Here is a 13,298-nt window from a genome sequence, read left to right on the forward strand (position 1 = left end):
CACTATATAGTATGAATATGTAAAAGAATATTTTCTAAGACCATTAACCCACTATTTTCCATACGAAATGTCCATGTCCTTTTTTTAACTTAGAACATATGATAATAATGAGGCAATAACCTATGTCTAGAAAGGAGAGAGAAAATGAAAATTGTCTTAGATGCTGGTCATGGTTATAATACTCCTGGAAAAAGAAGTCCAGATGGGTTACGAGAATATGAATTTACTCGAGCTGTTGCCAATTACGCCCGTGATTTACTGAATACCTATCAAGGTGTCACCGTCTACTTTACTCACTCCGATGATCGAGATGTCCCACTTGAAGCCCGCACTGATTATGCCAATAGGATTAATGCTGATATCTTTGTTTCGATCCATGCAAATGCTTACGGATCCACTTGGAATAGTGCAAGTGGAATTGAAACCTATGTTTATGTGACCAAGCCACCGCTTGCTTATGCTCTTGCTCAAAAAGTGCAGCGAAACTTAATTTTAACTACAGGTTTAAAAAACCGTGGTGTGAAAACAGCCGATTTTCACGTATTACGGGAAACGAAAATGGATGCCATTCTTTGCGAATTAGGTTTTTATACGAACCCTGAGGAAATCAAATTGATTCGATCCGAGGATTACCGCCGTAAATGCGCGAGTGCCATTGTCAAAGGACTTGTGGAGCAATTTAAACTAGTAAAAGAAAAAACATCCTCTACCTCAACGAATACTCCAGCCAAACCAAAACCACCAACTCCATCCGCATCAAAGGGGCTATACAAGGTTCAAGTCGGTGCTTTTTCCAATAGGGATAACGCGGAAGAATTGGTCCGCGCCTTAGAATCAGATGGATATACGGCATTTATCGATTTTGAGGGGAAGTAAAGTAAAAAGCGGAAGTTTCTTGGTCAGGGAAAATTATCTTTTCCTACTGGAGCTGGATTAAAAAAGCGGATGAGCCGCATCTTTTCATAGATGCTGGCTCACCCGCTTTTTTATGATTTCTTTTTATCGTCTAATACCGTTTTTTGAATGATGGTGTTGGCGATGGCCATCACGATGGCTACAAATATCGCCATGCCAAATCCGGAGATTTCAAAGGCGCTTCCCATGATTCCGTCTGTCAGCAACAGTGTCATGGCATTAATGACGAATAGAAATAATCCTAATGTTAAAATCGTAAATGGAAGAGTTAATAAAATTAATAATGGTTTCACAAGGATGTTTAAGATGGATAAGATAAAGCTTGCGGTCACGGCGGCCCCAAAGCTCGAAACTTGGAATGATTCATCAAAAAATCCTGCTAACGCGATAAACAAAATCGCATTGATTAATATACTGACCAGCCACCGCATAAGCTTCACAAACCTCCTTATTTTTTTCCTACATTAAAATTATTTCACTGTTTCTAATGGTTTTATTCTAATCGTACCTGCTTTTGCATCAGATTGCACGTGTAGCACTCTGTCAGTCTCGGCAACTGGTTTAAAACGAAGCCATTTTTGGACTACTTCATTTTTTTCCTCAACCACTTGGATCCCATCCAGCTTAACATCAAAATTCCCCAGATTGGATTTCAACTCACCGGACACCGCCATCTCACTTGGAACAGCTAGCTCGATATGACCAGTGGTCGCCTTCATCGTTAATGTCTCACAGACTGGACTGGTTAGTGTACAAGAAATATTTCCGTTAAACGTGTGCAGATTCCCTCTTAACAGGCCACCTTCATACTTAATCGCCCCATTAATCGTTTCTGCCTCGAACTCTTCGATATTGCTTTTCTTCACTTTAATTTTTCCATTCGCCGTTTCGGCTTTGACCTTTTGGCTTTGGATATTTTCGAGTGATACCTTTCCATTTGCGGTATCCACCTTCAAGTCTTTCACTCTCATATCTTCCGTTGAGATTGGGCCATTGTACAAGCGTACGCGAACCTTATCATAATCGGCAAATGGAATGTATACCTTCGCATCTACCTTCATCCACTTATGATGGGTTTGAAAGTTTAAACGATTATTTTCAATGTTAAAAATAACTCCCTGCAGGAAGGTGGTTCTCGCTTCCTCTAAAGATTCTACACGATAGATTTTTGCCTGACATTCAACACGGACATCAGATTGGTCCCATGGAATCAGTTGGACGGAGCCGTTCGCTACATGAATATCGACATCGCGAAACTCGGCGTTGGCCTGTTGAAAAATATGAGCCATTTCAATCGACTTACCGATATTTAAGTCGATATCGATTTCCTTTAATTTTTTAAAAGCCGTGTCGACAAAATCAAAAATCTTTTCTTTCGTCGATTGAAATTTATAATACGTTTCGTCCTTCTTCTCATGATCTTCTACTTTTGCTTTCGAGGTAATCTCTGAATCTTGTTTTTCCTGCTCGACCGTGACCTTTTCCTTATCTAAACCTTCCAATAATGTAAGTGCCTCTTGAACAGAAAGTTTCCCTTCCTCTACTAGTTTTAAAATTCGTTCTCTCTCTTTATTCATAGCCATCCTCCTGACTCCCGAATAGGTTACTATTCTATGTTATTCGTTTCTCAGAACTTTTACGCCTTTAATAATGTTCCAAATTAACACGATCAAACTTAAGATGATGCTTATGATCATAGCTAAAAAGGAAATAGCCGGAAATTCCATTTCTCCGCTACTATTGATGTCTAAAAATATTCCTATAAAAATAAATGGTACAGGTATTAATGGAATTAAATGCGAGAGTAACGCCTTTTTCGCATGATACTTGACCCGTTGATCTTCAGTAACAAAATAAACAACAAGCGGAAAAAGAAAGCCCGCAAACAAAACACTAAAATAACTTAAGGCCGATAACACTTTATTCGTTTCCATCTGGTTGATCACTCCTTCTTCGTATATTTACGAGTGATTTTTTAGAAAGTTTCATGTTGAACGTAAAAAAAAGAGCTAGCCTTTGGTAAGATGGCTAGCTCTTTGGTTTTAGACATTGGTTGGGCTTTTTTCCCGTTGTTCTAATTCTTTTTCCATTCTAGCACGATCGCGGATGAGGATTGGTTTTAGGTATTTACCGGTGTACGATTGTGGAACCTCTGCCACTTCCTCTGGCGTTCCGGTTGCAACAATCGTTCCGCCTTTGTCTCCACCTTCAGGACCAAGATCGATAATGTAGTCACTCGCTTTAATCACATCTAAGTTATGTTCGATGACTAAAACGGTATCTCCATTTTCCACAAGACGTTGTAGGACCGTTAATAAGCGAGAAATATCATCCACATGAAGACCGGTTGTCGGCTCATCCAAAATATACATCGTCTTTCCAGTTGAACGGCGGTGTAATTCGGAGGCAAGCTTCACACGCTGGGCTTCCCCACCTGAAAGGGTGGTGGCCGGCTGTCCTAATGTGATATAACCTAACCCAACATCATAAAGAGTTTGCATTTTACGAGCAATTTTTGGGATATTTTCGAAAAAGACTAAAGCATCCTCCACTGTCATATCAAGGATTTCGGAAATGTTCTTTCCTTTGTAACGTACGTCTAGCGTTTCGCGGTTGTAACGTTTCCCATGGCAAACCTCACAAGGAACGTACACATCAGGAAGGAAGTGCATTTCAATCTTGATAATTCCATCTCCACGGCAGGCTTCACAGCGTCCGCCTTTGACGTTAAAGCTAAAACGTCCTTTTTTATAGCCGCGTACTTTCGCCTCATTCGTAGCTGCAAACACATCGCGAATATCATCAAAAACGCCTGTATAAGTAGCAGGATTAGAACGCGGAGTCCGTCCGATAGGAGATTGGTCAATATCGATGACTTTATCAAGATTGTCAATTCCCTTCATTTCCTTGTACTCACCAGGTTTTGCTTTGGCATTGTGCAGCTTCTGAGCAAGTGTTTTATGAAGAACTTCATTGACCAATGTACTTTTCCCGGAGCCAGAAACACCCGTTACCGCGACAAACATTCCTAAAGGAATTTTCACATTGACCTTACGAAGGTTGTTTTCCACTGCACCTTTGATTTCGATTAGACGTCCATCTGGCTTTCGGCGTTCGATTGGCAATGGAATATATTTTTTCCCAGATAAATATTGGCCGGTTAACGAATTCGGATCATTCATCACTTCTTCTGGTGTCCCTTGGGAGATGATTTGACCGCCATGAACACCTGCACCAGGTCCGACATCGATTAAATAATCCGCTGCCAGCATCGTATCTTCATCATGTTCAACAACAATCAACGTATTCCCAATGTCACGCATGTTCTTTAAGGTATCAATCAGACGGTCATTATCGCGTTGATGCAGACCAATCGAAGGCTCGTCTAAAATATAGAGAACCCCTGTCAGTCGAGAGCCGATTTGGGTCGCCAGACGAATACGCTGTGCTTCTCCGCCTGATAGAGTTCCAGCGGCACGACTCATCGTTAAATAATCCAAACCGACATTGATTAAGAAACCAAGACGTTCATTGATTTCTCTAAAAATCAGCTTAGCAATCTGCATTTCTTTTTCCGAAAGCTCGAGAGATTCAAAGAATTGATGCGCCTCTTCAATCGATAGGGATGTTATTTTTCCGATATGCTGGCCTGAAATGAGCACGGCCAAGCTCTCATCCTTAAGACGATAGCCTTTACATTTCGGGCAGGCATGCTGAGCCATGTATTTTTCCATCTGCTCGCGAATATAATCGGAGCTTGTTTCCTTATAACGGCGTTCGATATTGGTTAGTACCCCTTCAAACTCCACATAGCCCTCACGGATTTGACCGAAATCATTTTCATAGCGGAAAAAGATTTTATCGCCTTCTGATCCATGAAGGACACGGTCCATTAGATTTTTCGGAATATCCTTCACAGGAATGTCCATATCAATGCCGTAGTGGTTACAAACGGCTTCAAGCAGCTGCGGATAATATTGTGAGCTCGTTGGCTCCCAAGGAGCAATCGCATGCTCCTTTAAGGTTAAGTCCCAATTCGGAACGACTAATTCTGGATCGACTTCAAGTCGTGAGCCTAGACCATCACAGCTCGGACAAGCACCAAATGGACTGTTGAAGGAGAACATCCGCGGCTCTAATTCACCAATGGAAAAATCACAGTATGGGCACGAATGATTTTCATTGAAAAGAAGCTCTTCTTCGCCCATGACATCAATGATGACCTTGCCTGCCCCTAGTTTCAGCGCGCTTTCGAGGGAGTCTGCGATACGAGGAGCAATTCCTTCTTTGACCACAGCACGGTCTATGACAACCTCAATCGAATGCTTTTTATTTTTCTCAAGGTCGATATCATCGCTTAGATCCATCATTTCGCCGTTTACACGGACACGAACATAACCTTGTTTTTTAATGTCTTCAAGAACTTTCACATGTGTTCCTTTTCGACCTGAAACGACCGGTGCTAAAATTTGAAGTTTCGTTTTTTCTGGGTATTCTAAAATTCGGTCCACCATTTGCTCAATCGTTTGCGAAGTAATTTCAACCCCGTGATTCGGACAGGTTGGACGTCCAACACGAGCAAATAATAGTCGTAAATAATCATAGATTTCTGTCACGGTACCCACCGTTGACCGAGGATTACGGCTTGTTGTTTTTTGGTCAATCGAAATCGCTGGAGACAGCCCTTCGATGGCATCGACATCCGGCTTGTCCATTTGACCTAAGAATTGACGGGCATACGCCGACAACGACTCAACATAACGTCTTTGTCCTTCCGCATAGATCGTATCAAAGGCAAGCGAGGACTTTCCTGAACCGGAAAGCCCTGTTAGTACAACAAGTTTATCTCTCGGAATGGTGACATCAATATTTTTTAAATTATGTGCTCTGGCACCTTTGACAATTAATTTATCCATTGCCATTTTCTTTTGTCATCCTTCCGCTTTCAAAAAATTTATCATTCTGCTTTTAATTCTAAGATGAGATCGCGAAGCTCAGCCGCACGTTCAAAGTTAAGCGCTTTGGCTGCTTCTTTCATTTCCTTTTCCATATCGGCAATGACTTTTTCTCGTTCTTTCTTCGTCATCTTTGTGAGTGAAGCTGCCGGTGTATATTCTTCTTGCTCTTCGGCTGCATGAGTTGCTCTGATGACATCACGAATCCCTTTTTGGATGGTTTGTGGGGTGATGCCATGTTTTGTGTTGTATTCTTCTTGTATTTCACGGCGACGCTTCGTTTCACTGATAGCTACTTGCATGGAGTTGGTCATTTTATCCGCATACATGATGACATGACCGTTGGCGTTTCGAGCGGCACGACCAATTGTCTGGATAAGTGACCGTTCGGAGCGTAAGAAGCCTTCTTTGTCAGCATCAAGTATCGCTACAAGGGAAACCTCTGGAATGTCGAGTCCTTCACGAAGTAAGTTAATCCCGATGAGAACATCATATTTTCCTAGTCTTAGGTCGCGGATAATTTCAATCCGCTCAAGCGTTTTTACTTCAGAATGTAGGTACTGCACCTTAATTCCGATTTCTTTAAGGTAATCGGTTAAGTCTTCTGACATCTTTTTCGTAAGGGTCGTAACAAGGACACGTTCGTTTTTAGCGATGCGGTCTTGAATTTCACCAATCAGGTCATCAATTTGACCTTGGATTGGACGGACATCTATATTCGGATCCAGCAATCCTGTTGGACGAATGATTTGCTGAATCATTTCCGGAGTATGCTCCAGCTCATAAGGTCCAGGAGTTGCCGATACAAAAAGAATTTGATTGACATGGTCCTCAAACTCGTTGAACATTAACGGACGGTTATCAAGGGCTGATGGCAAACGGAAGCCATGCTCCACAAGCACCGATTTACGGGCTTGGTCACCATTAAACATTCCGCGGATTTGCGGTAAGGTAACATGCGATTCATCAACGACAATTAAGAAATCCTTTGGGAAAAAGTCGATTAATGTGTACGGTGTTGAGCCTGCTGGACGAAGTGTCAGGTGACGTGAGTAGTTCTCAATCCCGGAACAAAAGCCCATTTCCCGCATCATTTCCAGATCGTATTTTGTTCTCTGCTCTAGGCGTTGTGCTTCAAGAAGCTTACCTTTTTCATGAAGCTCCGCTAGTCGTACCTCAAGCTCTTTTTCAATATTTTCAATCGCTTTACGCATCTTTTCTTCACGGGTAACGAAGTGGGATGCCGGGAAAATCGCAACATGTTCACGTTCGCCGATGATTTCACCAGTTAACGCATCGACTTCACGGATACGTTCGATTTCGTCTCCGAAGAACTCCACACGAATGCAGTGCTCGTCACGCGATACTGGGAAAATTTCTACCACATCGCCGCGTACACGAAACGTTCCACGTTTAAAATCGATATCATTTCGTTCATATTGAATATCTACCAGTCTACGTAAAAGCTGATTTCGCTCAATTTCCATCCCTACTCGGAGGGAAAGAACCATCTCACGGTATTCCTCTGGTGACCCCAAACCGTATATACAAGAAACACTAGCGATGACGATAACGTCTTTTCGTTCCAATAACGAGGAAGTTGCTGAGTGGCGAAGCTTATCAATTTCATCATTTACACTGGAGTCTTTTTCAATAAAGGTATCCGTCTGTGGAACATAAGCTTCAGGTTGATAATAATCATAGTAGCTGACGAAATATTCCACCGCATTATTCGGAAAAAATTCCTTAAACTCGCTATATAATTGACCAGCAAGTGTTTTATTGTGAGCGATAATCAAGGTTGGCTTGTTTACCTCTTTTATCACATTGGAGACGGTAAACGTTTTACCAGTACCCGTTGCCCCAAGCAAGGTTTGATGACGCTTGCCGTTGTTAAGACCTTCGACGATTTGTTTAATGGCCTCTGGCTGATCTCCTTGAGGCGTATATTTTGACACAAGTTCAAACTGATCTTTCAACGAAAAAATCCCCCTGTTCGTGAACCGAGAATAGGGAGGAAATAGAGTATTTCCTCCTAGTTAAAGTCGTTGTTTTTCCTTGATGATAATGATTAGTGCAATGAATACATTTGGTTAATTAATTCCATATTTAATCTTCTATCTTCATTCTACCACAAAGCATCCAAAACAAACCAATAATATGCGAACGGATATTCGTTTTTTTTGTGTTTTTGAAGGGAATGAGGTGTAATTTATAGAAAAGATGTGTTTTTTGATGTGTATTTTCGGGTGATGTCCACGTTATACGATTTTTAGAGGTAGGTATCCAACTTTTTGAAGCAGTTTATTCGAGTTTCTAGAGTAGTTATCCATTTGCTGGAGAAGTTATCCGACTTTTTTTACTGTGTTTCCGACTTTGTCACTGAGTTATCCGACTTTTTTAGCGTTTTATCCGTCTAAAACTCGTTTGTTTCCGACTTTGTCACATTTGAGCAGAAAATCGAACTTTCTTAAAAAAGGCTGTTTTCGTATAAAATTGTGTTTTTGGTAAAAATCCCAAAAGCCGGATTTTTACATCTTTTCTTAAAAAGTGAGCAGCTCTTTTCTTGATTTTTATACGAATATTATCATTTTACACTGAGAAATCCCTATTAATAAATTTGAAAAGCAACAAAGTTTTAGAAAAGAGCCTAAAAAAACAAACCTGCCGCTATCAAATGCGGGCAGGTTCGTGGATTGGTTAGGCACTTTGGTGTTTTTTCGGTTTCATTTTAGCGGAAAGCCAAAAGCCAATTGTTAAGGAGATGGCGTCTACGACGATGATAGGAATCGTATTGGTATAACCTTTATATGCAGAAGCAGCGATTAGTGCGACAGTTAAAACAAGTCCGATGACCCGATTGTACGTAACCCTGGTAAAAAGCAACACAAGTAAGCCCGGTAGGAGTAGGCCAGAAAAAAAACGAATGATACCCAAATCCATTACCTCTTTCTCTTCTTTCTTAAAATTCATTATTTTAATAGTAATGGGATTTAGTCTAAAAAACAACTAATTACATGCCCCATGTGGATTCGGACAGCCATTTTCTGCTCGTTCGACTTGAATAGTGCTGTGTTCGATTCCAAAATCGTCATGCAGCCGTTTTTGAGCCATTTTTAAAACATGGTCATGATCGCCTTGTTCTGAAATGGTTAAATGACAGCTTAGCACGGGGTATCCCGATGTAATCGTCCAAATATGCAAATCATGCAGCTCACAAACAGCTGGGATGTTTAATAAAGCTCCTTTGACCTTGTCTAAATCCAGTTGTGCTGGTGCACCTTCCATTAAAACATGAAACGATTCCTTCGTCACTCTCCAGCCGCTTACTAATACGAGTGCCGCTACGATTACGCTCGCTAATGGGTCAGCCCAGCCCCAGTCAAAAAATAAAATCAATAAGGCCGCAATGATGGCTCCGAAAGAACCTAGCATATCGCCGATCACATGGAGGAGGGCGCTACGAACATTCAGATTTTCCTTGTCACCCTTCATGAGGATCCATGCCGCAATGATATTGACCAATAAACCAATGGTAGAAATGATCAGCATACCACCACTTTGAACCTCCGGCGGTGCGGCGAAACGTTTAAATGCCTCATAAAAAATATAAATAGCAATTAAGATTAATGTAATTCCATTTAAGGCAGCTGCAATGATCTCAAATCGCTTAAAGCCGTATGTCTTCTCTTTTGTTCCTTGCTTTTCCCCCATTTTTAAAGCGAAAAGGCTTAAGCCTAGTGCAACGGCATCACTTAACATATGTCCAGCATCCGATAACAATGCCAAGCTATTCGTTACGATACCGCCGATGACTTCGACAATCATAAAGGAGGCTATTATAAGGAAAGACCAAAATAATGCCGTTTTGTTACTGGAATGATGGTGATGATGTCCATGACCGTGGCCGTGGGAGTGGCCGTGGGAGTGACCATGACCGTGATCGTGTCCATGACCATGCGAATGATGATGACCCATGTTTTCTCCTCCTATATCTCTAACGATTCTATGATGCCTGCGATATTTCTTTTTCGAGGACAATTTTTCGATACATACCTTGAAACATCATATCTTCATCAGATAGAATGTGTGCTTTATTTTCAGATGGCATAATGTTCCCAAATGTTAGACCAATATCCGTTCCCAATACTTGAATGATGGGACGAAGGATTTTTTTAGAATATGATAAGCTTTGACCTTCCGGAGCAAACTTATCAAAAAGGATTATCTGCCCTCCCGGCTTCGTGACCCTGACCATTTCATTCAGTGCTTGATGAGGATTCGGAACAACCGAAAGAATCAAACTGCCAATAACGTAATCATATTTGTCGGTTGGAAGGGTTAAATGTTGGGCATCCATTTGTTGAAACGAAATGGATGATTGCTTATATTTTGTCCTAGCTTTTGCTAGCATATCATCGGAGTAGTCAATCGCAGTGATGTTGTATTCATGATGAGGAATGTATTCAAAGTCTGCTCCAGTTCCAACCCCAACAAACAATATTTGGTCCCCTGGTTTAAATGGAAGATTCGCAAACACCTTTTTCCGTGCCTTTCGAAAGGAACCCCGATTAAAAAACATATCATACATCGGTGCCCACACTTTATAAATCAACTGATTCCAATGATTATTCAATCCGCTCTCCCCTTTAACGCACTAACGCACTGGGGGTCAGACCCCCGGCGCGGTAGCGCGGTGAAGCACCGGGGGTCTGATCCCCAGTGCTTTAAAGTGCTAAACTGCCCCAAGTTTTATTTTTTGAGTAGGCGCAGGCCGTTTAGGGTGACGATGATGGTGGCGCCCATGTCGGCGAAGATGGCGATCCAGAGTGTCAGCCAGCCTGGCACGACTAATAGAAGGGCTACCAGCTTGATTCCGATCGCGAAGGTGATGTTTTGTTTGATAATGGCTAGCGCTCTGCGGCTTAATTTAACCATAAATGCTAGCTTATCTAAATCATCCCCCATTAGCGCGATGTCCGCTGTTTCTAATGCCGTATCGGTTCCCGCACCGCCCATCGCTATTCCGACGGTGGCTGATGCGAGTGCAGGTGCATCATTGACGCCATCCCCGACCATTGCCACTTTGCCATATTCCTTGCCCATACGTTTGATAAACTTAAGCTTCTCTTCTGGCAGTAAATTGGCTTGAATATCGGTTACCCCTAACTCTCGTCCAATCGCTTGGGCTGTTTTCTCATTATCCCCTGTCAGCATCAGCGTGTTCCGAATGCCTAGATGGTGGATTTTTTGAATCGCACTTCGACTGCTTGCCCTTACTTCATCAGCCACGGCAATCATGCCAAGCAGCTTTTCTTCGTTGCCAAAGAGCATAACGGTTTTCCCTTGTTCCTGTAAGCGAGTCATTTCCGTTAAAACTTGGTCCCGAACCTCTACCTTGACTACATCCGTAAACAGTCCGACATTTCCTATATAAAAATAAGTTGAATCCACTTTCCCCTTTAACCCTTTACCAGTAATCGACTGAAAGTCTTCAACTGACAGCTCTTCATAAGTAGCGCCAATTTCCCGTGCCTTTTCGATAATGGCAGCAGCTAATGGGTGCTGGGATCTTGCTTCTAATGCAGCAATGGGTGCGAATGCTTCAGCGCGTGAGGCTTCGGAAGAGAATCCAGCCTCATCTCCATCCGCTAACTCTTTCGCAACTGGCCCATTTTCATCTAAAAAGAAGGAAACATCTGTTACAGTGGGAATTCCTTTTGTTAATGTTCCGGTTTTGTCAAAGGCGATGGCCTTGATGGCACCCATTTCTTCTAAATAGATACCGCCTTTAATGAGGACTCCGTTGCGAGCAGCTGTGCCTATGGCGGTCACGATGGCGACAGGTGTTGAAATAACAAGCGCACATGGACAGCCAACGACTAATACGGCTAAGCCTTGATAAATCCATGTGTTCCAGTTTGCTCCCCATAAAAGTGGCGGGACGATGGCAACTAGAGCCGCAACCACGATAATGACAGGTGTATAGTATTTGGCGAAGCGGTCAACGAAGGCTTGTGAAGGGGCACGTTCCCCTTGAGCCTCTTCGACAAGATGAATGATTTTCGCAATCGTCGTATCTTCAGCGCGCTTTGTTACCTTAACTTCAAGAAATCCTTCACCATTTAAGGTGCCTGCAAACACCTCATCATCGATACCCTTTTCAACCGGAACCGATTCACCTGTGATATAGGCTTGATTGATGGAGGATGCACCGCTAAGAACGACTCCATCCATGGCGATTTTCATACCAGGTTTGACAAGCATCGTATCGCCAATTTCGATTTCATCCACTGGAATCGTGACCTCTTGACCATTCCGACGAACAACAGCCTCTTTCGGGGCAATTTCCATTAACGATTGAATTGATTTTCGCGCTTTATCCATGGAATACTTTTCGAGCGCTTCGCTGATAGCAAAAAGAATGACGACAACCGCCCCTTCACTCCATTCCCCAATGATTGCCGCGCCGATAATCGCAATCTTCATTAACGTTTTCATGTCAAAGATGAAGCGAGTTAAATTTTGAAGGCCGGCTTTAAAAAGCCGAGCTCCGCCCACGATCATCGCAGCGGCAAACGCGAGAATCGAAGTCATATGCCCTTCCCCGTTCATCGCTACGGCTAGATAGCCTAAAACCATGAGGAAGAAAGAGATGATAAGTCCGGAATACTTTTTGAAAAATGGTTCCTGAACAACTTCCTCTTTTTCACGGACAATTTTAATATTTTCAAAGGCTCCTGCCTTTTCAATGGCTTCTATAGACGCTTTTCCATAAACGGTTAGCTTGGAAGCTCCAAAGTTCACATTTGCATCGACCACACCATCCAGGTGTTTGACGTTCTTTTCGAACGTAGCGGCGCAGCCTGCTCAGGAAAAGCCTTGAACACGGTACACCTGTTTTTCGGCGTGGAGGATTTGACCTTCCGCATTACTCATGACGGCTCTTCACCTCCTGATGATGGGCAAAGGCAATGTGTATTAATTGACGAACATGTTCATCGTCCAAAGAGTAATACACAAGCTTGCCTTCCTTATGAAATTTCGCAAGGCCCAAATTTTTTAAATGGCGTAAATGATGGGAAGCCGTAGCTGTAGTGGCTCCCACAATATTTGCAACATCACACACACAAAGCTCCTCTTCTAACGTAAGGGCATAGGCTATTTTCAATCGCGTATCATCAGATAAAGCTTTGAACAAGTTGGCAACATCAAGAATCTGATCTAATGGAAGCTCACTTTGAACACGATCTACCTTATCATCAACAGTACAAGTTACTTCACACACATCATGCTCTTTCATATCTTCACCTCTATATCATTTCACTACATTCAAATGTTCGTTTGAATATATGATATTCAAATACTCATTTGAATGTCAATGGAATTATCTCTATATTGGAAATATTGTTTTGAATAGAGTATAAT

At 42.2% G+C, this 13,298-nt stretch carries 11 protein-coding genes; 1 reads left to right on the plus strand and 10 read right to left on the minus strand.

The window, feature by feature from the left end; all coding sequences use genetic code 11:
* The first annotated feature begins 144 nt into the window (after positions 1-144).
* A complete protein-coding gene (locus ACSBPO_RS19530) occupies positions 145-876 on the plus strand; it encodes an N-acetylmuramoyl-L-alanine amidase (RefSeq protein ID WP_442596236.1) in 732 nt (243 codons plus the stop codon).
* A 110-nt stretch (positions 877-986) separates the two neighbouring features.
* On the opposite strand, the gene ACSBPO_RS19535 is transcribed toward ACSBPO_RS19530, so the two are convergent.
* The 10 genes from ACSBPO_RS19535 to ACSBPO_RS19580 form a co-directional block, all read right to left on the minus strand.
* Positions 987-1,346 (minus strand): phage holin family protein, encoded by a 360-nt coding sequence (locus tag ACSBPO_RS19535; RefSeq protein ID WP_442596238.1) that lies wholly within the window; start codon positions 1,344-1,346, stop codon positions 987-989.
* Positions 1,347-1,385: 39 nt separating this feature from the next.
* Positions 1,386-2,492, minus strand: coding sequence for a DUF4097 family beta strand repeat-containing protein (locus ACSBPO_RS19540; protein WP_442596240.1), 1,107 nt, complete (start codon positions 2,490-2,492; stop codon positions 1,386-1,388).
* Between the two features lie 39 nt (positions 2,493-2,531).
* Positions 2,532-2,849 carry a DUF4870 domain-containing protein gene (locus ACSBPO_RS19545; RefSeq protein WP_442596242.1) on the minus strand — a complete coding sequence of 106 codons (318 nt, stop codon included), beginning with the start codon at positions 2,847-2,849 and terminating at the stop codon, positions 2,532-2,534.
* 108 nt (positions 2,850-2,957) lie between these two features.
* Entirely contained in the window at positions 2,958-5,837 is a 2,880-nt protein-coding gene (gene uvrA, locus ACSBPO_RS19550) for an excinuclease ABC subunit UvrA (protein WP_442596244.1), read from the minus strand.
* A gap of 35 nt (positions 5,838-5,872) precedes the next feature.
* Entirely contained in the window at positions 5,873-7,849 is a 1,977-nt protein-coding gene (gene uvrB / locus ACSBPO_RS19555) for an excinuclease ABC subunit UvrB (RefSeq protein WP_442596246.1), read from the minus strand.
* 721 nt (positions 7,850-8,570) lie between these two features.
* A complete protein-coding gene (locus ACSBPO_RS19560; protein ID WP_442596248.1) occupies positions 8,571-8,813 on the minus strand; it encodes a DUF2198 family protein in 243 nt (80 codons plus the stop codon).
* Between the two features lie 66 nt (positions 8,814-8,879).
* Positions 8,880-9,848, minus strand: a complete 969-nt coding sequence (locus ACSBPO_RS19565) for a cation diffusion facilitator family transporter (protein ID WP_442596250.1) — start codon at positions 9,846-9,848, stop codon at positions 8,880-8,882.
* A gap of 28 nt (positions 9,849-9,876) precedes the next feature.
* The gene (locus tag ACSBPO_RS19570) at positions 9,877-10,506 is read right to left on the minus strand and encodes a class I SAM-dependent methyltransferase (RefSeq protein WP_442596252.1); all 630 of its coding nucleotides are present in this window, start codon (positions 10,504-10,506) and stop codon (positions 9,877-9,879) included.
* A 116-nt stretch (positions 10,507-10,622) separates the two neighbouring features.
* Positions 10,623-12,809 carry a heavy metal translocating P-type ATPase gene (locus ACSBPO_RS19575; protein ID WP_442596254.1) on the minus strand — a complete coding sequence of 729 codons (2,187 nt, stop codon included), beginning with the start codon at positions 12,807-12,809 and terminating at the stop codon, positions 10,623-10,625.
* The gene (locus tag ACSBPO_RS19580) at positions 12,802-13,173 is read right to left on the minus strand and encodes an ArsR/SmtB family transcription factor (protein ID WP_442596256.1); all 372 of its coding nucleotides are present in this window, start codon (positions 13,171-13,173) and stop codon (positions 12,802-12,804) included. Before ACSBPO_RS19580 ends, ACSBPO_RS19575 begins: the two co-directional genes overlap by 8 nt.
* Positions 13,174-13,298: the final 125 nt, after the last annotated feature.

Origin of the sequence: Neobacillus sp. D3-1R (assembly GCF_052180215.1) — a bacterium.
Lineage (GTDB): Bacteria > Bacillota > Bacilli > Bacillales > Cytobacillaceae > Pseudoneobacillus.

Coding starts and splice junctions, on each gene's coding strand:
- ACSBPO_RS19545 (WP_442596242.1), bottom strand. CDS start 2,849: ATGGAAACGAATAAAGTGTTATCGGCCTTAAGTTATTTTAGTGTTTTG.
- uvrA (WP_442596244.1), bottom strand. CDS start 5,837: ATGGCAATGGATAAATTAATTGTCAAAGGTGCCAGAGCACATAATTTA.
- ACSBPO_RS19560 (WP_442596248.1), bottom strand. CDS start 8,813: ATGGATTTGGGTATCATTCGTTTTTTTTCTGGCCTACTCCTACCGGGC.
- ACSBPO_RS19580 (WP_442596256.1), bottom strand. CDS start 13,173: ATGAAAGAGCATGATGTGTGTGAAGTAACTTGTACTGTTGATGATAAG.
- ACSBPO_RS19535 (WP_442596238.1), bottom strand. CDS start 1,346: ATGCGGTGGCTGGTCAGTATATTAATCAATGCGATTTTGTTTATCGCG.
- ACSBPO_RS19565 (WP_442596250.1), bottom strand. CDS start 9,848: ATGGGTCATCATCATTCGCATGGTCATGGACACGATCACGGTCATGGT.
- ACSBPO_RS19530 (WP_442596236.1), top strand. CDS start 145: ATGAAAATTGTCTTAGATGCTGGTCATGGTTATAATACTCCTGGAAAA.
- ACSBPO_RS19540 (WP_442596240.1), bottom strand. CDS start 2,492: ATGAATAAAGAGAGAGAACGAATTTTAAAACTAGTAGAGGAAGGGAAA.